The 24,405-nt window shown below is 67.6% G+C and carries 22 protein-coding genes and 2 pseudogenes; 7 read left to right on the top strand and 17 right to left on the bottom strand.

From position 1 onward, the window contains the following. Window positions 1-8: 8 nt before the first annotated feature. Genes G6N13_RS17670 through G6N13_RS17660 form a run of 3 tightly spaced genes read right to left on the bottom strand, consistent with a single transcriptional unit; the run spans window position 9 to window position 2,811 of the window. The gene (locus G6N13_RS17670) at window positions 9-1,406 is read right to left on the bottom strand and encodes a class II 3-deoxy-7-phosphoheptulonate synthase (protein ID WP_163699052.1); all 1,398 of its coding nucleotides are present in this window, start codon (window positions 1,404-1,406) and stop codon (window positions 9-11) included. A 33-nt stretch (window positions 1,407-1,439) separates the two neighbouring features. Continuing rightward, window positions 1,440-1,970, bottom strand: a complete 531-nt coding sequence (locus G6N13_RS17665; protein ID WP_163699051.1) for a polyadenylate-specific 3'-exoribonuclease AS — start codon at window positions 1,968-1,970, stop codon at window positions 1,440-1,442. A gap of 10 nt (window positions 1,971-1,980) precedes the next feature. After that, window positions 1,981-2,811 (bottom strand): hypothetical protein, encoded by an 831-nt coding sequence (locus G6N13_RS17660; RefSeq protein WP_235678097.1) that lies wholly within the window; start codon window positions 2,809-2,811, stop codon window positions 1,981-1,983. A gap of 146 nt (window positions 2,812-2,957) precedes the next feature. Here G6N13_RS17660 and G6N13_RS17655 point away from each other — a divergent pair, with 146 nt between their 5' ends. Further along, window positions 2,958-4,280: a glycosyltransferase 87 family protein gene (locus G6N13_RS17655; protein ID WP_163702261.1), complete on the top strand. Its 1,323-nt coding sequence runs from the start codon at window positions 2,958-2,960 to the stop codon at window positions 4,278-4,280. On the opposite strand, the gene G6N13_RS17650 is transcribed toward G6N13_RS17655, so the two are convergent. From G6N13_RS17650 to G6N13_RS17630, 5 genes are all read right to left on the bottom strand, one after another. After that, window positions 4,222-4,953 carry a lysophospholipid acyltransferase family protein gene (locus G6N13_RS17650; protein ID WP_163699047.1) on the bottom strand — a complete coding sequence of 244 codons (732 nt, stop codon included), beginning with the start codon at window positions 4,951-4,953 and terminating at the stop codon, window positions 4,222-4,224. The two genes, G6N13_RS17655 and G6N13_RS17650, sit on opposite strands and share 59 nt — an antisense overlap. A 107-nt stretch (window positions 4,954-5,060) precedes the next feature. Then, a complete protein-coding gene (locus G6N13_RS17645; protein ID WP_163699045.1) occupies window positions 5,061-5,471 on the bottom strand; it encodes a hypothetical protein in 411 nt (136 codons plus the stop codon). Continuing rightward, complete coding sequence (locus tag G6N13_RS17640) at window positions 5,468-6,754, bottom strand: ArsA family ATPase (RefSeq protein ID WP_179965008.1); 1,287 nt, start codon at window positions 6,752-6,754, stop codon at window positions 5,468-5,470. The genes G6N13_RS17645 and G6N13_RS17640 overlap by 4 nt, the downstream gene beginning before the upstream one ends. Further along, window positions 6,755-7,189 carry an SRPBCC family protein gene (locus tag G6N13_RS17635; protein WP_163699043.1) on the bottom strand — a complete coding sequence of 145 codons (435 nt, stop codon included), beginning with the start codon at window positions 7,187-7,189 and terminating at the stop codon, window positions 6,755-6,757. Window positions 7,190-7,286: 97 nt separating this feature from the next. Beyond that, window positions 7,287-7,676, bottom strand: coding sequence for a polyketide cyclase / dehydrase and lipid transport (locus G6N13_RS17630; protein ID WP_163699041.1), 390 nt, complete (start codon window positions 7,674-7,676; stop codon window positions 7,287-7,289). 64 nt (window positions 7,677-7,740) lie between these two features. On the opposite strand from G6N13_RS17630, the gene G6N13_RS17625 reads away from it, so the two are divergent. Then, entirely contained in the window at window positions 7,741-9,525 is a 1,785-nt protein-coding gene (locus tag G6N13_RS17625; protein ID WP_163699039.1) for an AMP-dependent synthetase/ligase, read from the top strand. 188 nt (window positions 9,526-9,713) lie between these two features. Here G6N13_RS17625 and G6N13_RS17620 read toward each other — a convergent pair whose 3' ends face one another. From G6N13_RS17620 to G6N13_RS17595, 6 genes are all read right to left on the bottom strand, one after another. Then, entirely contained in the window at window positions 9,714-10,850 is a 1,137-nt protein-coding gene (locus G6N13_RS17620) for an acyltransferase family protein (RefSeq protein ID WP_163699036.1), read from the bottom strand. A 17-nt stretch (window positions 10,851-10,867) separates the two neighbouring features. Further along, window positions 10,868-11,518 carry a cutinase family protein gene (locus G6N13_RS17615; RefSeq protein WP_407663936.1) on the bottom strand — a complete coding sequence of 217 codons (651 nt, stop codon included), beginning with the start codon at window positions 11,516-11,518 and terminating at the stop codon, window positions 10,868-10,870. A 28-nt stretch (window positions 11,519-11,546) separates the two neighbouring features. After that, complete coding sequence (locus G6N13_RS17610) at window positions 11,547-12,695, bottom strand: glycosyltransferase family 4 protein (RefSeq protein WP_163699032.1); 1,149 nt, start codon at window positions 12,693-12,695, stop codon at window positions 11,547-11,549. Between the two features lie 12 nt (window positions 12,696-12,707). Then, window positions 12,708-13,535 (bottom strand): hypothetical protein, encoded by an 828-nt coding sequence (locus G6N13_RS17605; protein WP_235678095.1) that lies wholly within the window; start codon window positions 13,533-13,535, stop codon window positions 12,708-12,710. Between the two features lie 22 nt (window positions 13,536-13,557). After that, on the bottom strand, window positions 13,558-14,742 hold the full coding sequence (gene ripC, locus G6N13_RS17600) for a peptidoglycan hydrolase RipC (protein WP_163699030.1): 1,185 nt from the start codon (window positions 14,740-14,742) through the stop codon (window positions 13,558-13,560). A gap of 167 nt (window positions 14,743-14,909) precedes the next feature. After that, window positions 14,910-15,131, bottom strand: a complete 222-nt coding sequence (locus G6N13_RS17595) for a hypothetical protein (protein ID WP_163699028.1) — start codon at window positions 15,129-15,131, stop codon at window positions 14,910-14,912. A gap of 71 nt (window positions 15,132-15,202) precedes the next feature. Here G6N13_RS17595 and G6N13_RS17590 point away from each other — a divergent pair. Continuing rightward, window positions 15,203-17,086: pseudogene (locus G6N13_RS17590) on the top strand (DEDD exonuclease domain-containing protein); the annotation flags it as partial. Here G6N13_RS17590 and trpD read toward each other — a convergent pair. Continuing rightward, complete coding sequence (gene trpD, locus G6N13_RS25305; RefSeq protein WP_163699024.1) at window positions 17,024-18,106, bottom strand: anthranilate phosphoribosyltransferase; 1,083 nt, start codon at window positions 18,104-18,106, stop codon at window positions 17,024-17,026. The pseudogene G6N13_RS17590 and the gene trpD overlap by 63 nt on opposite strands. A gap of 112 nt (window positions 18,107-18,218) precedes the next feature. Between trpD and ctaE the strand changes: the two genes are divergently transcribed. Genes ctaE through qcrB form a run of 4 tightly spaced genes read left to right on the top strand, consistent with a single transcriptional unit; the run spans window position 18,219 to window position 22,523 of the window. Further along, the gene (gene ctaE / locus G6N13_RS17580; RefSeq protein ID WP_163699022.1) at window positions 18,219-18,830 is read left to right on the top strand and encodes an aa3-type cytochrome oxidase subunit III; all 612 of its coding nucleotides are present in this window, start codon (window positions 18,219-18,221) and stop codon (window positions 18,828-18,830) included. A 44-nt stretch (window positions 18,831-18,874) separates the two neighbouring features. Next, a complete protein-coding gene (gene qcrC, locus G6N13_RS17575) occupies window positions 18,875-19,684 on the top strand; it encodes a cytochrome bc1 complex diheme cytochrome c subunit (RefSeq protein WP_163699020.1) in 810 nt (269 codons plus the stop codon). Beyond that, complete coding sequence (gene qcrA / locus G6N13_RS17570; protein ID WP_163699018.1) at window positions 19,681-20,835, top strand: cytochrome bc1 complex Rieske iron-sulfur subunit; 1,155 nt, start codon at window positions 19,681-19,683, stop codon at window positions 20,833-20,835. Before qcrC ends, qcrA begins: the two co-directional genes overlap by 4 nt. Next, window positions 20,832-22,523, top strand: coding sequence for a cytochrome bc1 complex cytochrome b subunit (gene qcrB / locus G6N13_RS17565; RefSeq protein ID WP_163699016.1), 1,692 nt, complete (start codon window positions 20,832-20,834; stop codon window positions 22,521-22,523). Before qcrA ends, qcrB begins: the two co-directional genes overlap by 4 nt. 159 nt (window positions 22,524-22,682) lie before the next feature. Here qcrB and G6N13_RS17560 read toward each other — a convergent pair whose 3' ends face one another. Then, entirely contained in the window at window positions 22,683-23,414 is a 732-nt protein-coding gene (locus tag G6N13_RS17560; RefSeq protein ID WP_163699014.1) for a DUF2561 family protein, read from the bottom strand. Then, window positions 23,414-24,231, bottom strand: a pseudogene (locus G6N13_RS17555) (MmpS family transport accessory protein). Before G6N13_RS17555 ends, G6N13_RS17560 begins: the two are co-directional and overlap by 1 nt. Between the last annotated feature and the right edge of the window lie 174 nt (window positions 24,232-24,405).

Here is a 24,405-nt window from a genome sequence, read left to right as displayed (position 1 = left end):
CCGACGAGCTAGTCGCGCAGCATCTCCGCGACCAGGAACGCCAATTCCAGGCTCTGCTGGGTGTTCAGCCGCGGATCGCAGGCCGTCTCGTAGCGACCACTCAGGTCGGAGTCCGAGATGTCCTGCGCGCCGCCAAGGCATTCGGTGACGTTCTCGCCGGTGATCTCGACGTGCATACCGCCGGGATGGGTGCCCAGCGCCCGGTGCACCTCGAAGAAACCCTGCACCTCATCGACGATGCGGTCGAAGTGACGGGTCTTGTAACCCGTCGAGGATTCGTGGGTGTTGCCGTGCATCGGATCGCACTGCCAGATCACCCGATGACCGGAGGCCTGCACCTTTTCGATGATCCCGGGCAGCACGTCGCGCACCTTGTGGTTACCCATCCGGCTGACCAGCGTGAGCCGGCCGGGCTCGTTGTTCGGATCGAGTCGCTCGACGTATTCCACCGCCAGTTCCGGCGAGGTGGTCGGGCCGATCTTCACCCCGATGGGGTTGGCGATCACCTCGGCGAACGCCACATGGGCGCCGTCGAGCTGACGGGTGCGTTCCCCGATCCACACATAGTGCGCCGACAGGTCGTAAAGCCGAGGCGGACCATCAGCTGCTGGATCTCCCATGTCCATCCGCAGCATCGCCCGCTCGTAGTCCAGCACCAGCGCCTCATGGCTGGCGAAGATCTCGGCGGTGTCCAGATTGCGGTCATCGACCCGGCACGCGCTCATGAATCGCAGACCACGGTCGATTTCACCGGCCAACGCCTCATAGCGGGCACCGGCCGGCGAGGTGCGGACGAATTCGCGGTTCCAGTCGTGCACCTGGTGCAGCGAAGCCATGCCAGAAGACGTCAACGCCCGCACGAGGTTCATCGCCGCGCTCGCGTTGGCGTAGGCGCGCACCAGGCGGGACGGATCATGTTCGCGCACAGCGGCGTCCGCGGCAAACCCGTTGACCATGTCACCGCGGTAGGACCGCAGCCCCAGCGCGTCGGTGTCCGAGGAGCGCGGTTTGGCGTACTGGCCGGCGATGCGGGCGACCTTGACCACCGGCATGCTGGCGCCGTAGGTCAGGACGACGGCCATCTGTAGCAGCGTGCGGATGTTGGCGCGGATGTGGGGCTCGGTGTTGTCGACGAACGTCTCGGCACAGTCACCGCCCTGCAGCAGAAAAGCCTTGCCAAGCGCCACATCGGCCAACTGGGACTTCAGCTTCTCGATCTCGGTGGGCACGGTGACCGGCGGCACGCTCTCGAGCACCGTGCGCATGGCCGCAGCCTGCTCGGGGTCCCAGCTGGGCTGCTGTAGTGCCGGCTTCGTCAGTGCCGCATCGAGCCGTGCGCGCAGGTCAGCCGGCAGTGGCGGCAGCGACGGCAGCTGGTCGATGGGTACATCAACGGTCCAGTTCACCCGTCTATGGTAACGGGGCCGCGCACCCCCCTTTCACCGCTCCGAGGCGGGGGGGTACCGCTCGGCAACGGCGGGGCCACCGTCGACGCCGGAGGTCATCAGCACGTACCGGCGCATGTTGTGCCGGGCGTCGACGAGCGCATCATGGGTGTCATGGGGACGAGGTGGCATCCGCGGGCAGCCGCGCTCTTCCCAGAACTGGCGCAACTCGCGGGTGAACCGCGGGATCTGGGGCGGCAGGCTGGTCATCGGTCCCCACAACTGGCACAGCGCTACATGGTCGTAGGCAGCCACCCAGGCCCACAGCTCGATCGGCTCGGCACCGTCGATGCCGAAGAATTCCTCCAGGCTTTCCCGGATCTGGCGCCGGGACTGCCACAGCTGCGATGACGGGCTCGGCAGTTTCGGGAGCACGTTGGTGCGTACCCACTTGCCGGCAGACTCGGGGTCGAATTCGGTTGAGATCGCGTAGTACTCGCGCCCATCCTCGGCCACCACCCCGATTGAGATCAGGTCGATGATCCGGCCGTTGTCGATGAACTCGGTGTCGTAGAAGAACCGCACTTGCCGCACCCTATCCCGTCGAAACCGCTGGCTCGGTCTCACCGGCGGACTGCGGTGGCGGTGCCGCGTGGATCTCGCGGTCGAGCTCGGCGTCCACCTCGGCATCGGCCGGGAAGCTCGGCTCACCGGCGATGAAGTGCTGCAGCCACAGCTTGGCCTGCACCACGGGCCGGCGCATATAGCGCTCACGCTCCAGAGCGCGGTGCATCTTGTGGGGTTTGTCCTGGTAGTGCCAGCGCGCCCACGGGGCATGCGGTCGGGACAGCCGGATCGCGCCGACGAACAGCAGGGGCGTGATGAACATCCCGATCAGGCCGGTCCAGACCTTGCCCTTGAGCAACACGACCACCGCCAGCGCCAGGGTCAGCGCCGCGAGGACGACGACGACCGCGCGGGCCGCAAGTGAGTCGTCCGCGCGCCAGATCCCGATATCGAAGAAGGACAACGGGTTGAAGCCCATGATCAGCAGGCCCGCGACCGCGACCGCGGCGAACACCGCGTCCACCGAGGCCCGCCCGTCCTCGGCCCAGTACACGTCCTCCACATGCAGGATGAGCGCGAACTCGTCCAGAACCAGAGCCGCACCGATCCCGAAAACGGTTGCCGCCGCGGTGAATTCGCCGACTCCCCCGTCGACCGCCAACGTCACCATGGTGATACCGGAGATCATCACCAAGACGATGCCGATCACCACGTGGTGGATGTGCAGCCCGCCGCGCCCGGAGATATTGCGGGGCTGCCACCACTTGCGCGGGATGTCGTTGCCGGCGTTGTGGCGGATGTAGCGCACGATCGTGCGCGTCACGAAGAACGTGAGGATGAACGCGATCAGACACCACATCAACGGCACGCGCCCGGGGGCGACGACGTCGAAGTGCAGGTGGAAGGGCACGGGGACAGAACATACGCCCGATGACCGCCGTGAGGGGCCGGCACGGCCGGGATGAGTCCCGGCGCGTCGCAGCACACCGATACTCTGGTGGCGACATGAGTATGCGGCGGTTGCCCGATCTGGGCAGTGTGGGGAAGCCCCGGCTGACCACGGGGTGGCGGGTGACGCAGGTCGCGATCGTCGCGCTGCTGGCGAACGCCGGCTGGATATTGTTCGCGAAGATCCCCTACCGGATCGATATCGAGGTCTACCGGATGGGCGGTCAGGCCTGGCTGGACGGGCGGCCGCTCTATGCCGGTGATGCGATGTTCCACACGCTGGTCGGGCTGGATCTGCCGTTCACCTATCCCCCGCTGGCCGCCATCGTGTTCAGCCCGTTCGCCTGGATGCCACTGCCGGTGGCCAGCGTGACGATCACGGTGATCACGCTGCTGCTGGTGCTGCTGTCCACCTGGATCATGCTGAGCCGCCTGGCGGTGTGGCCCTCCTCGGCGATCACCCGGGAACCGGCGTGGTTGCGTCGGGCCTGGCTGGCCGCCGGCATCGTGGCGCTGGCCGTGATGTACCTCGAGCCCATCGACGCAAATTTCGACTTCGGCCAGATCAACGTGGTGCTGATGACGCTGGTGATCGCGGACTGCCTGCCGCGGCGCACCCCCTGGCCGCGCGGGCTGCTGCTGGGTATCGCGATCGCGCTGAAGCTCACACCCGCGGTGTTCCTGCTGTATTTCCTGCTGCGCCGCGACGGCCGTGCCGCGCTGACCGCGGTCGCCTCCTTCGTCGTCGCCAGCCTGCTGGGCTGCGCCCTGGCCTGGCGCGACTCTGCGGAGTACTGGAGCACGACGATCATGCACACCGATCGCATCGGCAGCGCGGCGCTGAACACCAACCAGAACATCGCCGGCGCGCTGGCCCGCCTCGGCATGGACAAGAGCACCCACTTCGTGTTGTGGACGCTGGCCTGCTTCGCCGCGCTGGGCCTGACGATCTGGGCGGTGCGGCGGGTGCTGGGTGCTACCCGCGCGGATGGCGGGAATTCGGGAGAAGAACCGACGCTGGCGCTGATGTGCGTGGCCCTGTTCGGCCTGGTGGTCTCGCCGGTGTCGTGGTCGCACCATTGGGTGTGGGCCTTGCCGACGGTCATCACCTGCGCGGTGATCGCCTACCGCCGCCGCAACGTTGCATTGGGCACCGTCACCGCCACCGGGGTGGCGTTGATGATGTGGATTCCGCTGGAGCTATTGCCCAAGCATCACGAGGACACGGCGTCCTGGTGGCGCCAGCTACTCGGGATGTCCTACGTGTGGTGGGCACTCGCGGTGATCGTCGTCGCGGGACTGACGGTGGCCACAGCGGGCACTAGCCCGCGGCGCTCGTCGGGATCCGAGCCGGCGGCTGATCTGGTCCACCCGGCTTAGGGTCGACGTTCTTCAGCGTCGCGGCGTAGATGTCGACGTACTCCTGACCCGACAGCTCCATCAGCTCGTACATGACCTCATCGACGACGGCGCGCTCGATGAACCGGTTACCGGCCAGACCGTCGAATCGGGAGAAATCCATCGGCTTGCCGAAGCGCACCGTCACCCGGCCGAAACGCCACCTTTTCGTTCCGGGCGGGTTGACCACGTCGGTTCCGATCATCGCGACCGGAATCACCGGAACCTGGGTTTCCAGGGCGAGCCGGGCCAGCCCGGTCTTGCCTTTGTAGAGCCGGCCGTCGGGTGACCGGGTGCCCTCGGGATACATGCCGAGCAGCTTGCCCTGCTTCAGCAGGCGCTCGGCGGTCGTGAGCGCGGCCTGGGCGGCATCGGCATCGGCGCGGTCGATCGGCACCTGGCCGGCCGCGGTGTAGAACCACCGGGTGAAGAAGCCGGTGATGCCCGTACCGGTGAAATATTCGGACTTCGCCAAGAACGTGATCCGCCGGCTCACCACCAGCGGCAGGTAGAAGCTGTCCGCCACCGCCAGGTGATTGCTGGCCAGGATCACCGGTCCGGAGCTTGGAACGTGTTCCAGCCCTTCGACTTTCGGCCTACCGAGCAAAGCCAGCAAGGGACCCATGAAGATGTACTTGAACAGCCAGTACCACATGGGGCCTCCCGATCGGTCACGCGCTTTGGGCTAACTCTACCCAGGGGCGCCGACCACGACGACAGGTCAGGCCCGGTTCACATCCGATCGACAAGGCTTGCGGTGGATCACTCCTCGACACTGACCGCAATGTGTTGGTAGCGGCTCGGCCCGGGACCGGGCTCGTCGGGTCCGGGGTTATCGGGTCCGGGGTTATCGGGTCCGGGGTTATCGGGTCCGGGGTTATCGGGTCCGGGGTTATCGGGCCCGGGTTCGCCGAGCCCGTCCTCGGCGACCATCGCGCGGATCATCGTCACCAGGGCCACGCTGTGCTCGGCGACCACCGTCAGCAGCGGGTGCTGCTCCCCGTTGACCAGCGCGGCCAGCGCGCACACCGGACACCACACCTGCTGGCATGGGCCCGGCGCGGCACCCGCAGTCATCGCGGCGCCGGCACGGACGGCGGGGTCGAGCCGGTCCAGGATGGCCTGGGCCAGCGCACGTAACTCGGGCCCCAGGTCGGGATGCGGGCCGTTCACGCGGGCCACACCTCCGGATTGGGTCGGAAGCGCACGGTCAGCTCGGTACCGCGCAGCGCGGCGTCCACCACGATGCACCGCCGAAGTACCGACGCCAGCCGCACGCGGCGCCGCATCCCCGCGGCACCGATGATCAAGTCGTCGTCGACCCGGCCCAGCGACAGCGTTCCCGGATCGATGTGCGACAACTCTAGCCGCATGCGATAGATCGCATCGACCCCCGAGCCCGATTCCCGATCCACCACCGGCTTCAGCGGCCCGGGCGGCGGCGAGCCGTCGCGCCGGCGCGCACTGTCGAGCAGCTGGCCGAGCGCCTTGGCCCCGATCGGCTCCCCAGGCAGGTGCGGTGCCAGCACCAGCTGCACGTCGCCGATCGCGGCAGTGAGTTCGTCGAGAACCGCCCGCTGCTCGACGATCCGCTCGGAGTACCAGTCGAAGGCGGGATGCTCGGGAAGATTGCGGTATTCGTATGAATCGTCCTGGACCAGAACCTGATTGACGAGAAGCTCGGCCACCCGCACCCCCATGAGCACCAGCGAGCCGAGGGTGCGCACGGCCTCGGCGGCGACCACCCGCTCGGCGGTGAGCACCAGGTGCGCGCTGACCCGCAGCCCATCGGTGAGCAGCGCGGACAACCCTTCGACCCCGCCGCTGATCCCCTCGATCACCGCCACGGTCGCCGCGGCGTGCGCGCTGTCGAGGGCCGCGCTCAGCCGGCGGTGCCGCGGCCAGGCCCGTTCGATGTACATCGCGAACGCCGCAGGCAGCGTCAGCATCCGCATGGCATCGGCGGTCGAGGCGCAGTCGACGACGACATAGTCCCAGCGGCCAGAGTCGGCCAGTGCGGCCACCTCGGCAAGGCCGAGCACCTCCTGAATACCCGGTAGCGCGGAAAGCTCCTCTGGGGCAATATTTTTGAGATCGGAATCCGGGAACCTGGCGGCCAGCACCGGCGCTATCGCGCGCCATCTGCCCTCCAGCAACGCCAGGGTGTCCAGGGCAAGCGCATCGAGGTGGCCGCCGCCGACGGCGTCGGTACCTTCCTCGGTGAAAATCCGCACCGGCTCGCGCCCACCGGTCGGCGGCACCGCGACACCGAGGACGTCGCCGAGCGAGTGTGCCTGGTCGGTGGACACCGCCAGCACCCGATCACCGGCCAGCGCCGCGCGCACCGCCGTCGCCGAGGCCAGCGTCGACTTTCCGACCCCGCCCTTGCCGACGAAGAAGCTGATCCGGGCCTGGTCGGTCAGGCCCGCATCGGCGGGGGCGTCACCAGAGGTCACTCAGCCCTCGACCCATTTCTTCAGATCCTTGAGTGCCGTGTCGGTCAACCGCCGCTCAGCCTTGCGCTTGAGCAGCCCGATTATCGGGATGACCAGCTCCACCGAGAGCTCGTAGGTGACGTCGGTTCCAGAACCCTTGGGGGCCAACGTGTATGCGCCGTCGAGCGCCCTCAGCAGCGAGCTGGACACCAGTGACCAGCGCACCGACTTGCGGTCGGCTGGCCATTCGTAGGACAGCACCATGGTGTCCTTGAGCACCGCGGCATCCAGCACCAGCCGGGCGGTCAGCGGGTAACCCTCTTCGTCAGAATCGAGAACCTCGGTCTCCTGGTATTCAGAGACCCACTGCGGGTATGCACCGATATCGGCGATGGCGTCCATCACAGTGCGAGGATCCGCGTCGATGTAGATGGTCTGCGCCGTCTTGTCAGCCACTGTTGCCAATTCCCGTCGCTTTGCGCTGCGCGACCCGAGACGATCGCGCTCCCTCGGCCACAAACGGTACCCTCCCGGCCCAGGGTGTGACCCGATATCAGCGCCCGGGCGTCACGCCCACCGGGCGTCCCGCCTCCAGTGTCGCTTTCACCTCGAAGGCCATCCGTTTTCCAGCGACCCGGCGCGCATGGTTCACCTTGGGCAGCTTCATCTTGGCCAGTTGCCAGGCCGCAATACCGGAGGGCTCGGCGTGCAGGAAATAGTGCAGCAGCACACCGTCGAGCACCGGCTCGAGCCAGATTTCCATAGTGCCGGTGAGCGGGCCGGTGACGGTCCACCGGACGCCCTTGTCGGCACGATCCTCGACGACCTCCAGCCGCAGATCCGGCCACCATCGCCGCCAGCTCGCGCGATCATTGACCGCACGTCCCACCGCCGCCGGATCAGCCGCCACGAAGGTCTCGTCGGCGACCTGGATGCTGTTCATGGGCACTAGCTTCACATATCGGACCCCCGCGGCCACCTCCCGCCCGTTGACTACGCTGGTTGGCATGCGTGAATACAGCGTTCCCGCGTCGTTCACCATCGGTGAACACGACAACGTCGCCAGCTCCGTCTACTCCCACGAGAGCACCGATCCGGACTACGTGATCGCCCAGCGTCTCATCGACGGCGCCTGGGCGGACGTCACCTGTGCCGAGGTGGCCGCCCAGATCCGCTCGGCGGCGCTGGGATTGATCGCCCACGGGGTGCAGGCCGGTGACCGGGTCGCGATCCTGTCGGCGACCCGGTACGAGTGGGTCGTTCTCGATTACGCGATCCTGTCGATCGGCGGGGTCACCGTCCCCATCTACGAGACGTCCTCGGCCGAGCAGGTCCACTGGGTACTGGAGGATTCGGCCGCGGTGCTCGTGTTCACCGAGACCGAGGCGCATGCCCAGATGGTGTCCGAGCTGCATGAGGCTCTGCCTGCCCTGCGCAAGACGCTGCGCGCCGACGCTCTCGACGAGCTGGCCGAGTCCGCGGCCGGCGCCGACCCCGCCGAGCTAGACCGCCGGCTGGCCGGGCTGCGGTCCGCCGACCCGGCGACCCTGATCTACACCTCGGGCACCACCGGCCGCCCCAAGGGCGTCGCGCTGACCCACGCCAACCTGCTGTCTGAAATCCGTGGCGCCACAGCCTGTTTCCCGACCCTGCTGCGCCAGAACGAACGACTGCTGGTTTTTCTGCCGCTGGCGCATGTGCTGGCGCGCGGCCTGTCGATGACCGCGATCACCAACAAGGTGACCGTCGGCTACACCAGCGATATCAAGAATCTGGTGCCGATGCTGCAGGTGTTCAAGCCGACGATCGTCGTGTCGGTGCCCCGAGTATTCGAAAAGGTCTACAACACAGCGGAATTGAATGCCCGCGACGGTGGCAAGAGCAAGGTCTTCGAGCTAGCCACCAAGACGGCGATCGCCTACAGCGAGGCCCTCGAAGCCGGACAGCCCAACCTCCTGCTCAAGGCCGCCCACACCGTCTTCGACCGGCTGGTCTATGGCACGCTGCGTGCTGCCCTCGGTGGCGACTGCCGCGCGGCGATCTCCGGTGGCGCGCCACTGGGCAAACGGCTGGGCCACTTCTACCGCGGCGTCGGACTGTCGATCTATGAAGGCTATGGGCTGACCGAGACCAGTGCGGCGATCACCGTGAACCGGATCGGCGAGCTCAAGGTGGGCACCGTCGGCAAGCTGGTACCGGGTAACAGCATGGCGATCGCCGGCGACGGCGAGCTGCTGGTCAAGGGCGGCGTGGTATCAGACGGCTACTGGCGCAACGACAAAGCCACCAGCGAGGCGATCATCGACGGCTGGTTCCACACCGGCGACTTGGCCAGTGTGGATGCCGACGGGTTCCTGTCGATCACCGGCCGCAAGAAGGAGATCATCGTGACGGCGGGGGGCAAGAACGTTGCCCCCGCGGTACTCGAGGACGCGCTGCGGGCCCATCCGCTGATCAGCCAGGCGATGGCCGTCGGCGACAACCAGCCGTTCATCGGTGTGCTGATCGCCATCGACCCCGAGGCATTCGACGTGTGGAAGTCCCACCACGGCAAGTCGGCCGGCGCCTCCGTCAGTGACCTGCGGGAGGATCCCGATCTGATCGCCGAGATCGAGTTGGCCATCAAGGACGCCAATCAGCATGTGTCGCATGCGGAATCGATCCGCAAGTTCCGGATCCTGCCGTGCGACTTCACCGTTGCCACCGGCGAGCTGACGCCGACACTCAAGGTCAAGCGCAATGTGGTGGCGGAGAAGTTTGCCGCCGATATCGACGCGATCTATACAAAGTGAGCAACACCATGCGATTCATGTACCGCATGATGCGCGTCGCCGGTGTCGTCGGCGCAGGCCCTCAAGGATCAACATGCCGATGAGTGCACGAGCACGACCGAGGACAGGGCGACATGGTGTGCCGAAAACATGAAAGCGCACCCCACCTGGACCCGGAATGCGTTTGACGGGTGCCCCGGCACCGATACCTAGCCACGAACCGCGGTGACGCGGTGCAGCAGCCAGGCCAGCGGAATCGTGACGGCCAGCGTCAGCAGGAACAAGCCCGGAAGTGAGCCGGTGAACAACGGCCAGCCCAGCACCGTGCCGAGCACCACCGCCATCACCAGGACGTGTAGCAGGAAGATCTCGTAGGAGATCTCACCGAGCCAGACCATAAGCTTGCTGGCCAGCAGCCGGTCGACCATCCCGCGCTCACCCAACGTGGGCGCCGCCACCACCAGCGTCGCGATGGCGGCGTACAGCATCGCCTTGGTCAGTGGCTCCCACAGCGGTACCGGGCCAAGAGTGACCGCGCCCGCCAGCGGGGTGGACACCACCAGGAAGAGCAGCCCCGCGGCAACCGCCAGCAACCCGGCCCGCCAGCGCACTCCCATGACATGCAGCACCGCCACGGCCATCCCGCCCGCGAAGGGGGCCAGCTGCGCCGGCAGCCACATCCCCGCCGAATTCGGCAGCCAGTCGGTTGTGTTGAGCACGATCAGCCATACCGGACTGATCGCGGCCAGGCCGGCCAGCCCGATCAGCAGCCGGCGCGGGTGCCATTGATCACCGCACAGCACCACCAGCAGCAGATGGGCCAGCAGCGGCAGTACCGCGTAGAACGCCACCTCCACGGCCAGGCTCCAGGTCTGCGACAAGCCACGATGAAGGTAGGTGACCAGATAGTTGTCGGTGTAGATCTGGGTCAGGGTGAGGTGGCGGACCAACCCCGCGAGACTCTGCCCGGGGTTGGGTCCGGTCGAGTAGAACGAGTAAACCCCGTAGGCCAGTAAGACCGTCACCACGTAGGCGGGCATGATCCGGCGCAGCCGGCGCTGAGCGTAGGCCCGGGCCGACGGTGCCACCGTCGCATCGGCCGCCGCGGCGACCCACGGGCGGAACAACAGGAAACCGGACAGCGCGAAGAAGATCGAGACGCCGACCTCCAGACGAGCCCACACCAGGCCGATGTAGCCGTGGGTGAGCTTGCCGGTCGCGAACGCCGCGTGGGTGCCGACCACCAACAGCGCCGCCACTGCCCGCAGCCCGGTGAGCGCGTCCCGCCGCCCGCCTACCCGGCGGGATACCCCGGCGCGGAGGTCGAGGTGGGGGCCGACGCGCACCCGGATGAGGGTACTCCTCAGATCAGACCGGCGACGAAGGCCGCAACCTGGTCCGGGTAGGGCGGCCGCTCGTAGGCGCTGTGCGCAGCGCGATCGCGTCCGGCCGAGCAGATCGGGTCACCACCGCTGCAGACGTCGATCGCGCGGCCGGCGAACTGGCCCGTGCTCGACAGCGGGCTGCCGAACCGGGCGCCGGGATTGCCGAACACCGCGACCGCGGCGACCTGACCGGCACTGGCCGGCGGCAGCGGTGGAGCCGATCCGATGCTGCCGATCCGCGGTCCGACCGGCGGAACACCGGCCAGCATCGAGACCGCCGCCGCACCCTGGGAGAACCCGCCCAGCACCAGCGATGTCTGCGGGCACCGGACACCCATGTCCGCGATGCGGGCGGCTGCGTCGTCGGCGCCGGAGGCGGCGGCGAGGAAGTTCAGGCTGGCCGGGTAGTTCACTCCGTAGGTGTCCATGGTCCGGCCGCCCAGCCGGGCCGCGAGGGCATCGGCGAACGCCTGGCCCACCCGGCCGACGCCGGGCGGTTCGCCGGTGCCGCGGGCGAAGATCACCTCGACGTCAGGACAGTCGTCGGCCCGTGCGGTGCCGACTGGGGCGAACAGCACCGTCACGGCGGCCAGAATGCCGACGAGTGACGCGATCCTGCTCATGCTCATGCTCATGCTCATGCTCATCGGCACATCGTCACACGGTGCGATCGACCGCACCCAGGAGTTCGGAAAGCCGCGCCGTGTGCGCGGCCCAGTTCCAGTCCGTCTCGACCCACTGTCGGCCGGACTCCCCCATCCGCGCGGCCAATGCGGGATCGGCGAGGATGCCCGAGACGGCGTCGGCGATCTGCTCGATCGAGCGCCCGTCGACCACCCGGCCGGTCTCGCCCTCCTTGACCGCTTCGGGGGCACCGCCCGAGTCACCGGCAACCACCGGCACCCCGGTGGCCGATGCTTCCAGGAAGACGATACCCAGCCCTTCCACGTCCAGGCCGGAACCCCTTGTGCGACAGGGCATTGCGAAGACATCGGCCATCGCGTAGTGGCCGGGCAGTTCGGCGCTGGGCACCGCGCCGGTGAAGATGACGTGATCGCTCACGCCGACGTTGCCGGCCAGCTCGTGCAGGTCCTCGGCGTAGGGTCCGCTGCCGACGATCACCAGAACGGCATCACTGATCCGGCGGCGGATGCCGGGCAGCGCCTTGATCAGCATGTCCTGGCCCTTACGCGGCACCAGCCGGGACAGGCAGACGATCGTCGGCCGCTGACCCAAGCGATAGCGAGTGCGCAATTCGGCCCTGGCCGCGGGGTCCGGCCGGAACCGGTCGGAGTCAACGCCGGCCGGTAGGTGTTCCAGGGCCGCGTTCGGACCGAACGCGGCGGCGACCCGGCCGCGGGTGTAGTGACTGATGAACGTCACGATGTCGGTGTCCTCGCCGATGCGCCGCAACGCCGAACGGGCGACCGGCAGCATCGACCAGCCCACCTCATGGCCGTGGGTGCTGGCCAGCACGCGGCGCGCACCAGCGCCGCGAGCCCGGTTGGCCAGCAGCGCCAACGGCGCGGCGGCGCCGAACCACACGGTTTCGATTCCGTGCTCGCGGATCAGGGCCCGCATCCTGCGGTCCACCCCCGGCTCAGGAATCATCAATGTGCCGGGGTGCCGCACAACGCGGTAGCCGGCCGCCTGGTCGTAGTCGTCGGCGCCCTTCCACTTCGGGGCATAGACCGTGAGCTCGTGTTCACCGGTGTCGGCCAGCCGGTCGATGAAGTGCTCGAGGTAAGACTGGATACCGCCACGGCGGGGCGGAAAGTCATTGGTGACCAGCAGGATCCGCGTCATCGGTTACCTAGGCTAGCGGGTCAGCCACTGTGCCCACCGGGCGCGTAGCGCCGCGGTATCGGCGCCGAGCGCGCGCTGCACCGCGGTCGCGAAGTCGCCGTGACCGGGCCCGCAGGCCTGCCCGTACAGCCGGCGCAACGCGTCGACGCCGTAGCTGTCAGCGACGAACCGCGCGAACCACCAGGCACGGTCATAACCCCGCTCGCGCTGCGGGCCGGCCACGTCCAGGTCGGCGTCGACCGGAAGCGCGGTGTTAGCCGCGGCGTCGGGTGGCAGCGGCTCGGGCGGCCGCGCCACGAAGTCGGCCACCCCCTCGACCAGCCAGCGCGGCGCGTCCAGTGCGGTATCGGCCCGCGCCGCGAAGTGAAACAGCTCGTGGGTCAACACAATTCGCAGCGATCCTGCGCTCATGCCGGCGGCCCCCGGAGCGAACACCATCCGCTGACCGGTGGCGTGGTGGTGGGCGAAGTCGACGCCGTCGGCGACCGATACCGCGGCGATGTCCGCCCAGTTCCCACTCGGCGCCAGGCCGGCCTCGGCGACGAACTGGGCTTGCGAGTCCGCGGCGATCACGACGATCTCGTGGTCCCAGTCGGTGCCCCAGAACCTCTCGACGGCACCGACGGCATCGCCGGTGGCGCTGGCGATCCGGGTGAGCAGGCCATCGGTACCGGCACCACCCAGGCTGATCAGCCGCACGATGCGCCCGTCACCAACGACCAGTGGGGCCGGGGTGGGAACCGCGACGGCCGGCGCGGGTGGCGCACCGGGCGGGACGGACGCCGTGGCGATCAGCGCCGAGCCCACCAGCAGTTCGGTAACCAACACGACGGCGAGAATGACGCCCAGCCGGCGCCGCCGGTCAGTAGCGGCGGACGTTGTAGATCGGGGCGTTGTTGACCGGGGAGATCATCACCGGGCGGCCGAACGTGGAAGCGTGGACCATCATGCCGTCACCGATGTAGATCGCCGAGTGCGAGGCGTCGGAGTAGTAGTTGACCACGTCACCGGGCTGCATCTGGTCCATCGAGACCGGCTGACCGCCGTTGGCCAGCGCCTGACTGGAGTGCGGCAGGAAGATGCCGGCCTGTCGGAAGGCCCACATCACCAGGCCGGAGCAGTCGAACTGGTTGGGACCGGAACCGCCCCAGACGTAGGGGTCGCCGATTCGGGTCAGGGCGGCCTGCACGGCGACGGCAGCCTGGTCGCCACCCGGACCGGGGGCGGGGACCGCGGCCATCGGAATGATCTGCGCTGCGTCCGGTGGCGGCGGGGCGTCTGGCGGCAGCAGAGCGGGCAGCGCGTCCGGCGCTGGCGGGGGCACATCGGCCAGCGGCGGCAGACCCGCCGGGGCATCCAAGGCCACGATGTCGGCCGGCGGGACCGGTCCGGGTGCGGCGAGCGCCGTCCGCTGGTCGGGGGTCAGAGTCTGGTAGCGCGACTTCACCGCCGTGATCTGGACCTGAAGTTGGGACTGCTTGCGCTGCAGGTCGGCGCGCACCGCGGCGGCCTGTTCGGCGGCCGTCTTGGCGTCGGCGGCCGACTTGGCCGAGGCGGCCTCGGCCTGGCGAAGTTCATCGTCAGCCCGCCGATAGTTCTGCATCTGGGCGGACATCTCGGTGGCCATCGCGCGCTGCACGGTCAGCTTGTCGATCAGGCCCTGGGGCGACTCGGCGGTCAGGATGGCGCTCAGTCCGTCCGTGCTGCCGCCCATGTATACCGCGACAGCAAATTTGTCGACCGCGCCTTGATAGGTAGTCAACTGGGCTCTAGCCGCCTCCGCGGCGACGAGGTCGTCGGCGTGCTTCTTCTCGGCGGCACCCTCTGCTTGCAGCTTCTTCTCAAGATCAAGCTGAGCGGAATGCATCGACTCGGTGAGTTGTTCTGCTTGTCGTGACAGTTCGTTCAGCTTTGCCACACCGTCTTCGGCAGGGTCGGCATGCACCGACCCGGAGATAACAACCGAAAAGAGCGTCAGCGCCGCAACTACACCTACTAGCGGGCGTTTCACAACGCGTTTAGTCAGGTAGCTGCGGTCAAAGCTCAAGATTGCGCATCCTTTAAGTGCCGTCGATGTTATCGCATCGAGTGCCTCAGGTCTCGAATAGGTTACGAAATGGCATCAGCGTTGTCCAACCATGGCGACAGTTCTCAACAGACTCTCAGCCTCACCGACAACACCAGTCACAACCTTCCGTCCAACCTATCAGGCCCCTAGCTCGCCAGTCCTGAACCTCCGTGGCGGTGGATCGGCACCAGCTTCAAACGCGGCGCCAAACCGGCCTCAGCCAGCACTTCCAGTGCCGCGCGCTCATCTTCCAGCAAAGTCTGCGGTACACCGAGCAATACGCTCACCACACAGTCGCGGCATCCCGATCCGCGTACGGCGCAGTCGTCGCAGTCGATGACGACCGGTTCGGTTGAGTCTATTTCCATCTCGGGTCTCCTCTCTCATCGTGTTGGCCGCAGGCTAACGCCCACCCCCGACAAGTCCTGGTCCGCCCGGAGTGGCGCCGCCGTCCTGTCGGTGGGGATGCCTACCGTCAACTGCTGTGGCGGGGTACCTAGATGCCGGTGTTGGTGCTGCGCACCGGGGTGGTGCGCAGCTGAGCTTCGCCGATGTCGATCCGGCCGCCGACGTGTCACTGCGGGAGACCACCTTCGTGGTCGTCGACCTGGAGACCACCGGCGGTCGCGCCACCGCCTCCGCCGACGGGTTGCGCGATGCCATCACCGAGATCGGCGCGGTCAAGGTCCGTGGCGGCAAGGTGCTCGGCGAGTTCGCCACCTTGGTGGATCCCCAGCGGAGCATCCCCCCGCAGATCGTGCAGCTAACCGGGATCACCACCGCGATGGTGCACGATGCGCCCACCATCGCCGCGGTGCTGCCGATGTTCCTGGAGTTCGCCCGCGGTGCCGTGCTCGTGGCGCACAACGCCGGCTTCGACATCGGCTTCCTGCGCTCGGCCGCCGAACAATGCGGTATCGAATGGCCCCGCCCCCCGGTGCTGTGCACGGTGAAGCTGGCCCGGCGCGTGCTCACCCGCGAGGAGGCGCCCAGCGTGCGGCTGGCCACGCTGGCCGCGCTGGTCGGCTCCGCCACCCAGCCCAACCACCGTGCCCTGGATGACGCCCGCGCGACCGTCGACGTGCTACATGCGCTGATCGAACGCGTCGGCAATCAGGGCGTGCACACCTTCACCGATCTGCGCGGATACCTGCCCAACATCTCCAATGTCCAACGGGGCAAGCGGGTTCTGGCCCGCGACCTGCCGCACCGCCCGGGGGTGTACCTGTTCCGCGGGCCGACCGGCGAGGTGCTCTACATCGGCACCGCGACCGATCTGCGCCGCCGGGTAGGTCAGTACTTCACCGGTGCCGATCCGCGGGGGCGGATGAAAGAAATGGTGGGTCTGGCCACCAAGGTCGACCACGTCGAGTGCGCTCATCCGCTGGAGGCCGGGGTGCGCGAGCTGCGACTGCTGGCCGCCCATGCCCCGCCGTACAATCGCCGCTCCCGCTTCCCGCACCGCTGGTGGTGGGTGGCGCTCACCGACGAGGCGTTCCCCCGGCTCTCGGTTGCCCGCGAACCGCGCCACGACCACGCGATCGGTCCGTTCCGGTCGCGGGCCGAGGCGACCGACACCGCCGATCTGACGGCCCGGTTCACCGGAGTGCGCACCTGCACGGCCCGCATTGGGCGCGGAGCGGAGCACGGCCCGAAATGTCCCGAGCGCGAGGTCGCCGGATGTCCCGCACCGCGTGGGATCTCCGCCGCCGACTACGCCGCCGCACCCCTGCGGGTCGCCGCGCTGATCAATGGGCTGGACAACAGCGCGCTGGCGGCGGCCGTCGACCAGGTCGCTGAGCTGGCCGGGCGAGCCCGGTATGAAAGCGCCGCGCGGCTGCGCGATCACATCGCCGCGGCAGTCGACGTGCTCTGGCGCGGCCAGCGCCTGCGGGCGCTGGCCGCGCTCGAGGAACTCGTCGCCGCCGCGCCGGACGGTGCAGGCGGCTGGCAACTCGTGATCGTGCGGCATGGGCAACTCGCCGCGGCGGGGGTCGCTGCGCGTCGCGTCCCCCCGATGCCCGTCGTCGAAGCCCTACAAGCGTGTGCGCAAACCGTGCTCCCCCGCCCGGCCCCGCTGGGCGGGGCACTCGTCGAAGAAACCGCACTCATCGCCCGGTGGCTCAACGCTCCCGGCGTACGCATCGTCAATGCGACAACAGGTTTGGCGTCGCCGCTGCATTCAGCGGGGCGGTGGGCGCAGTGGGCTGCAACGGCCCGATCGGCGCGCATCGCCGCCGAGCAAGCCGAACGACTGGACTCAGAGCTGTTGCGTGAAGCGCACCCAACGTGCCAGGAGCTGCTCGGCCGCGCCGGAATCGATCGCCTCGGCGGCGCGCGCCAGCCCGTCCTCCCAGCACGGCAACCATTCGGCGTGGCTGGATAGTCCGCCGTGGGCGACCATCGCCCCGGCCGCATTCAGAATCACCGCGTCGCGCACGGGTCCCTGCGCCCCGCCGAGCACCTCGCGCGCGGACTGGGCGTTCGCCTCGGCCTCGCCGCCGACGAGCTCCTCAATGCGGGCCCGCGCGAAACCGAATCCCAGCGGGTCGAAGGTCAGCTTGTCGATGGTGCCCGCCTGCACCCGCCAGATGGTGCTCGTCGTCGTGGTGGTCAGCTCGTCGAGGCCGTCGTCGCCGTGCACCACGAGCACGCTGCAGCGCCGGGCGGCGAATACCCCGGCCATCACCTCGGCCAGATCGCCGAACGCGCAGCCGATCAGTCCCGCTCGCGGGCTGGCCGGATTGGTCAGCGGGCCAAGCAGATTGAAAACCGTCGGTACGCCGATCTCGCGGCGCGGCGGTCCCGCGAACTTGTAGGACGGGTGGAACACGGGCGCGAAGCAGAACCCGATCCCCACCTCGGCCACGCTGCGGGCCACCGCATCGGGACCCAGATCGATGCGCACGCCCAGCGCCTCGAGCATATCGGCCCCGCCGCTTTTGGAGGACGCCGCCCGATTGCCGTGTTTGACCACCGGGATGCCGGCGGCGGCGACCACGATCGCGGCCATCGTCGAGAGGTTCACGGTGTTGGCGCGATCCCCGCCGGTGCCGACGATGTCGACGGTCTCGGTGCCGATCACATCGGTAGGCACCATCCGCGCGTACGTCAGCATCGTGTCGGCCAACTCACGCACCTCGGCGGGCGTCGGGCGCTTCATTTTCATCGACACGCCGAAGGCGGCGATTTGGGCCGGCGTCGCGGCACCCGTCATGATCTGGTCCATCGCCCAGTGCGCCTGCCCCGGTTCGAGTTCCAGGCTGGCGGTCAACCGGTCTAGGACCTGCGACCATGACGATTTCGGCTGGTCGGCACCGGGCTGCGATGCGGGGTGAGTCACGCGCCGATATTCCCATGCCGCACGGGCACTCCACACCCCGGTTTTCGGACAGTTATGACGAATTCGGGCCCTGGCTTTACCTCAACAACTACAAAGCGTCATACTTCTTGATGTGACGAGCGCTGTTGGCACCTCGGGAACTGCGATCACATCGCGCGTACATTCGCTGAACCGGCCGAACATGGTCAGTGTTGGCACCATCGTGTGGCTTTCCAGTGAGCTGATGTTCTTTGCTGGGCTGTTCGCGATGTACTTCACTGCCCGTGCGCAGGCCGGCGGAGTGTGGCCGCCGCCGCCCACGGAACTGAACCTGTTTCAGGCGGTTCCGGTGACGCTGGTGCTGATCGCGTCGTCGTTCACCTGCCAGATGGGTGTGTTCGCGGCCGAGCGTGGTGACGTCTACGGGCTGCGCCGCTGGTATGTGATCACCTTGGCGATGGGCACCTTCTTCGTCGCCGGCCAGGCCTACGAGTATTTCCATCTGGTCACCCACGGCACGACCATCGCGGGCAGCGCGTACGGCAGCGTGTTCTACCTCGCCACCGGTTTCCACGGCTTACACGTCATCGGTGGCCTGGTCGCCTTCATACTTCTTCTGTTGCGCACGACGATGAGTAAGTTCACGCCCGCTCAGGCAACGGCGGCCATCGTGGTGTCCTACTACTGGCACTTCGTCGACATCGTGTGGATCGCCCTGTTCGCGACGATCTACTTCATCCGATGAGAAGGGGTTCGATGCTCAAAAGATCGGCGCGGGTGAAGGAACCGATGAACGACAAATCGCGTCGTCGCCTTCGTCGCCGCCTGACCGGCGCGGTGCTGCTGCTGGTTGGTCTCGGGTTTGCCGGCGGCTTGGCCGCAACACTCACGCCCACCCCGCAGGTCGCGGTCGCCGACGAATCGCAGTCAGCCCTGCTGCGCACCGGCAAGCAGCTCTTCGACACCTCATGCATCTCCTGCCACGGCACCAATCTCCAGGGTGTCGAGGGCCGCGGCCCCAGCCTGATCGGTGTCGGCGAAGCCGCGGTGTACTTCCAGGTGTCCACCGGCCGCATGCCGGCGATGCGGGGCGAAGCCCAGGCGCCGCGCAAGGACCCGATCTTCGACGAGTCTCAGATCGACGCGCTCGGTGCCTACGTCCAGGCCAACGGCGGCGGCCCGCTCGTTCCGCGCGACGCCAACGGCCAGATCGCCGACCACTCGCTGCTCGGTAACAACGTCGCCCGCGGCGGTGACCTGTTCCGCCTCAACTGCGCCTCGTGCCATAACTTCACCGGTAAGGGCGGCGCACTGTCGTCGGGCAAGTACGCGCCCGATCTCGGGCCGGCCACTCCCGCGCAGATCTACACCGCGATGCTGACCGGTCCGCAGAACATGCCCAAGTTCGGTGACCGCCAGCTCTCCCCCGAGGAGAAGCGCGACATCATCGCCTATGTCCGGATGGCGACCCGCGCGCCGGATCCCGGCGGCTACGGCCTCGGCGGCTTCGGACCGTCGTCCGAGGGTATGGCGGTCTGGATTATCGGCATGGTCGCTGCTATCGCGGCGGCGCTGTGGATCGGAGCGAGGTCATCATGAGTGAGGTGAATCGGCCGAGCGACGAGCAGCTCGCTGCGATGTCACGCGAGGAGCTCCTCGAGCTCGGCGGCAAGCTCGACGGCGTCGACATCATCCTCAAGGAGCCGCGCTGGCCGGTCGAGGGCACCAAAGCCGAGAAGCGTGCCGAGCGCCTGGTGGCAATCTGGCTGCTGCTGGGCGGCCTGTTCGGCCTCGCGCTGCTGCTGGTGTTCATCTTCTGGCCGTGGCAGTGGGACGGCTCGAACGAGGCCTCGCTCGCCGAATACGCCACCCCGCTGTACGGGTTGACGTTCGGCATGTCGATCCTGGCGATCGGCATCGGCGCGGTGCTGTTCCAGAAGAAGTTCATCCCCGAAGAGATCACCGTCCAGGACCGTCACGATGGCGCCTCCCCGGAGATCGAGCGCAAGACCGTGGTGGCCAACCTCACCGACGCGCTCGAAGGCTCGACGATCAAGCGGCGCAAGCTCGTTGGGCTGTCGCTGGGGATCGGGCTCGGCGCGTTCGGCGCGGGCACTCTGGTGGCATTCATCGGTGGCCTGATCAAGAACCCGTGGAAGCCCGTTGTCCCCACCGCCGAGGGCAAGAAGGCGATCCTGTGGACGTCGGGCTGGACCCCGCGGTTCACCGGCGAGACCATCTACCTCGCTCGCGCTACCGGCCTGCCTGGCCAGTCACCGTTCGTCCGGCTTCGGCCCGAGGACATCGACGCCGGCGGTATGGAGACGGTGTTCCCGTGGCGGGAGAGCGACGGCGACGGCACCACCGTCGAGAGCCATGAGCGGCTGGCGGAAATCGCGATGGGTGTGCGCAATCCGGTGATGCTGATCCGCATCAAGCCAGCCGACATGCCCAAGGTGGTCAAGCGTGCGGGCCAGGAGAGCTTCAACTTCGGTGACCTGTTCGCCTACACCAAGGTCTGCTCACACCTGGGCTGCCCGGCCTCGCTCTACGAGCAGCAGACCTACCGCATCCTGTGCCCGTGCCACCAATCGCAGTTCGATGCACTGCATTTCGCACGGCCGATCTTCGGTCCGGCTGCGCGCGCGTTGGCGCAGTTGCCGATCACGATTAACCAGGACGGGTATCTGGTCGCCAACGGCGACTTCGCCGAACCCGTCGGACCCGCCTTCTGGGAGCGCACATCATGAGTCCGAAACTCGGAGACGTCCTGGCCGCCCAAGGTGACGCGATCGATTCTCGTTACCACCCGTCGGCAGCGGTACGTCGCGGCATCCTGAACAAGGTCTTCCCCACGCACTGGTCGTTCCTGCTGGGTGAGATCGCCTTGTACAGCTTCATCGTGCTGCTGCTCACCGGCGTATACCTGTCACTGTTCTTCGACCCGTCGATGGCCGAAGTCACGTATCAGGGTGTCTACCAACCCCTTCGGGGCGTGGAGATGTCCAAGGCCTTTGCATCCGCCCTCGACATCAGCTTCGAGGTCCGCGGCGGCCTGTTCGTCCGGCAGGTGCACCACTGGGCCGCGCTGCTGTTCGCCGCGGCGATCATGGTCCACCTGGCGCGCATCTTCTTCACCGGTGCGTTCCGTAGGCCTCGCGAGGCCAACTGGGTGATCGGCTCGCTGCTGCTGATCCTGGCCATGTTCGAGGGCTACTTCGGCTACTCGCTGCCCGATGACCTGCTCTCCGGTATCGGCCTGCGCGCCGCCCTGTCGTCGATCACGATGAGCGTGCCGATCGTCGGAACCTGGTTGCACTGGGCGCTTTTCGGCGGCGACTTCCCCTGCGGTGGACTCGGCTACCAGTGCAGCACTGTGGGCACCATGCTCCCCCGCATGTACGCCCTGCACATCCTGCTGATCCCGGGCATCATCCTGGCGCTCATTGGCGCTCACATGGCGCTGGTGTGGTTCCAGAAGCACACGCAGTTCCCCGGCCCCGGCCGCACCGAGAAGAACGTCGTCGGGGTGCGCGTCATGCCGGTGTTCGCGGTCAAGTCCGGCGCGTTCTTCGCGATGACCACCGGCATCCTGGGCCTGATGGGTGGTCTGCTGCAGATCAACCCGATCTGGCAACTCGGCCCCTACAAGCCGTCCCAGGTGTCGGCCGGCAGCCAGCCCGACTTCTACATGATGTGGACGGAAGGCCTGGCCCGTATCTTCCCGCCGTGGGAGCTGTACTTCTGGCACCACACGATTCCGGCGGCGTTCTGGGTCGCGATGTCCATGGGCATCGTGTTCGGCTTGCTGATCGCGTATCCGTTCCTGGAGAAGAAGTTCACCGGGGACAACGCGCACCACAACCTATTACAACGCCCGCGTGACGCTCCGACGCGCACCGCGATCGGTGCCATGGCCATCTCGCTGTACATGGTCTGGACACTGGCCGCGATGAACGACATCATCGCGCTGAAGTTCCACATCTCGCTGAACGCGACGACCTGGATCGGCCGCATCGGCTCACTGGTGTTGCCGCCGCTGATCTTCTTCATCGCCTACCGGTGGGCGGTCGGCCTGCAGCGCAGCGACCGCGACGTGCTCGAGCACGGCATCGAGACCGGCATCCTCAAGCGGCTGCCGCACGGTGCCTACATCGAGCTGCACCAGCCGCTGGGCCCGGTCGACGAGCATGGCCACCCCATCCCGTTGGAATACGCCGGCGCGGCATTGCCCAAGCGGATGAACAAGCTGGGCTCGGGCGGCAAGACCGGCCACGGCAGCTTCCTCACCGCGGATCCTGCGTCCGAGGATGCTGCGCTCAACGAGGCCGCACACGCCTCTGAGCACCGGGCGCTCACCGCGCTAAAGGACTGGCAGGACGGCGAGTCCAACGGCAACGGCAACGGCAACGGCAACGGCAACGGCCAGCACCACTAGGCCCACAACGAACGAACCCCGGTCCCCTAAGGGACCGGGGTTCGTTCGTTGGTGAGTGGCCGAGTCTGCGTACCGCGCAGCCAGTCTGCACACCAATCGGCAGTCAGTCCAGATGCACGCGCTCACCGCAGTCTGGCAAGCCACTGCCGAGCTGCCGAACTACTCCGTCACCGCCAGCTGGCCGTCCAGCTGGCGCAGATAGATCACCGGGACAGCCGGCATGGCGATCGTGATGACGGCCGCCAGGCCCAAGGCCACCCAGGCCGCGGTGTCGTTGTCCACCGCCAGCAGATACGTCGCGGTCGACACTCCGACCAGCGCCAGTCCGATCGCGCCGCCCAGCATGGCCGTACAGCGCAGCCACAGCCGGTCCAGCTCGGTGGCGGGGATCAGCGGATCGGCCCGCCGAGACGCCGACGATTGGGCGAAATCGGGCTGATAACGCTCATACGGGTCCACGGTCGAGCCGAACACCTTCAGCTTCTCCGTTCGGGCCTCTGTGCCGCGTGCCGAGGCAGACGGCGTCGCAGAGGCCCCTGACGCCGGCGTGGGGCGGGATGAACCCGCCGGCTTGAGCGGTTCGGGCGGCGTCAGCCGTGCATCGGCCAGCGCGGTCCGCCGGGCCCGGATCAGCAGCGGGATCGCCCCGACGATGATCAGCGCCGACACCGCGATAATGCTGTACAGCAGCCACGGGGTGCGCGAGCTGTCGTTACCGGCGATATGCCCCCGGCTCATATCGACCAGCGCGACGATCGCCACGACCGTCACCGCCAGCAGCACCAGCCAGATCGCGCCGCACACCCCCACCAGCAGTCGATCCACCGTCTCCGGTGATCGCCGGTCCTCCTCCGTTGTCCCGGCCACCGGGAGCTCTGTTTCGCGTGCCATCAGCAACTAGTCTGCGCGGCATTGTTCTGATTGGACGACAACACCACTCCGTCGCTGGTCGTGATCGAGCAATTCAGCCTACTGACCAGGAACAGGCTGGACGCCTGCACCGAGCCGACATCGGACTGCGAAATCGGTGTCACCGTCAGCGACCACGGGATATAGACGTTGCGCTGGGTCCGCTGACGCCCTGAGGCGTCGACGTAGGTCACCGAGATGATGTCACCTGGAGCCTTCGTGCCGGTGACCGAATACGTCACCTGACGCGGGCCGGCCGGCGTCGTCGTGGTGGTCGTCGGGGGCCGCGGCGCCGTCGTCGTAGTCACAGGTGGTGGTGCCTCCGTCGTTACTGGCGGGGTGGTGGTGGCGGGGCGGGGTTCCGTCGTCACCGTCACTGTCTCGGGGGGTGGCGGAGGAGGCTCCTCGGTCGTCACCGGCGGGGGCGGCGGGGCGGCGGCAGGGTGGTGGTGATGATCTCGTCCTGCACCGGCGGGGGCTTGACGGTGGTGGTCGCCGGAGTGGCCAGCTTGTTGGTATCGGTGCTGGTCACCAGCAGCGAGACCGACACCACCAGTGCGATGGCGGCGACGATTGCGGTGATCCCGACAACCCATGGCCACCTGGGCGGCTGGCCCTCGTCGATGAACTCAGTACCCGAGTCATAGGTGTCGTAGTCATACAGTGCGGGGTCGGGCGCCACGAAGGGACCTGCGGTGTACTGCTCAGCTTCCGGCGCGGAATAGGCGTGAAAGCCCGTACCGGTGGGTGTCTCACCCACCTCGCCCGACTCCTCATCCGGCGGATTCGGCCCGCTCATGCTCGCCTGTCCTCTTTCGACTACATCACCGCGGCACGCGGGCCAAGGACTGGCACGCTGCGCACCGGCGGCTCCCGTTGCCCTGGCAAGACCCTACCCAACCAGGCGGGCCAGGTAGACCGCAGCACACCGTTCGCGCGAGGTGAAGTCTCGATTGTTACCTTGGCCCAGGCG

Origin of the sequence: Mycolicibacterium sarraceniae (genome assembly GCF_010731875.1) — a bacterium.
Lineage (GTDB): Bacteria > Actinomycetota > Actinomycetes > Mycobacteriales > Mycobacteriaceae > Mycobacterium > Mycobacterium sarraceniae.
The sequence above is the reverse complement of the archived record's forward strand: the minus strand, read 5'-3'. Positions and strand labels throughout refer to the sequence as shown.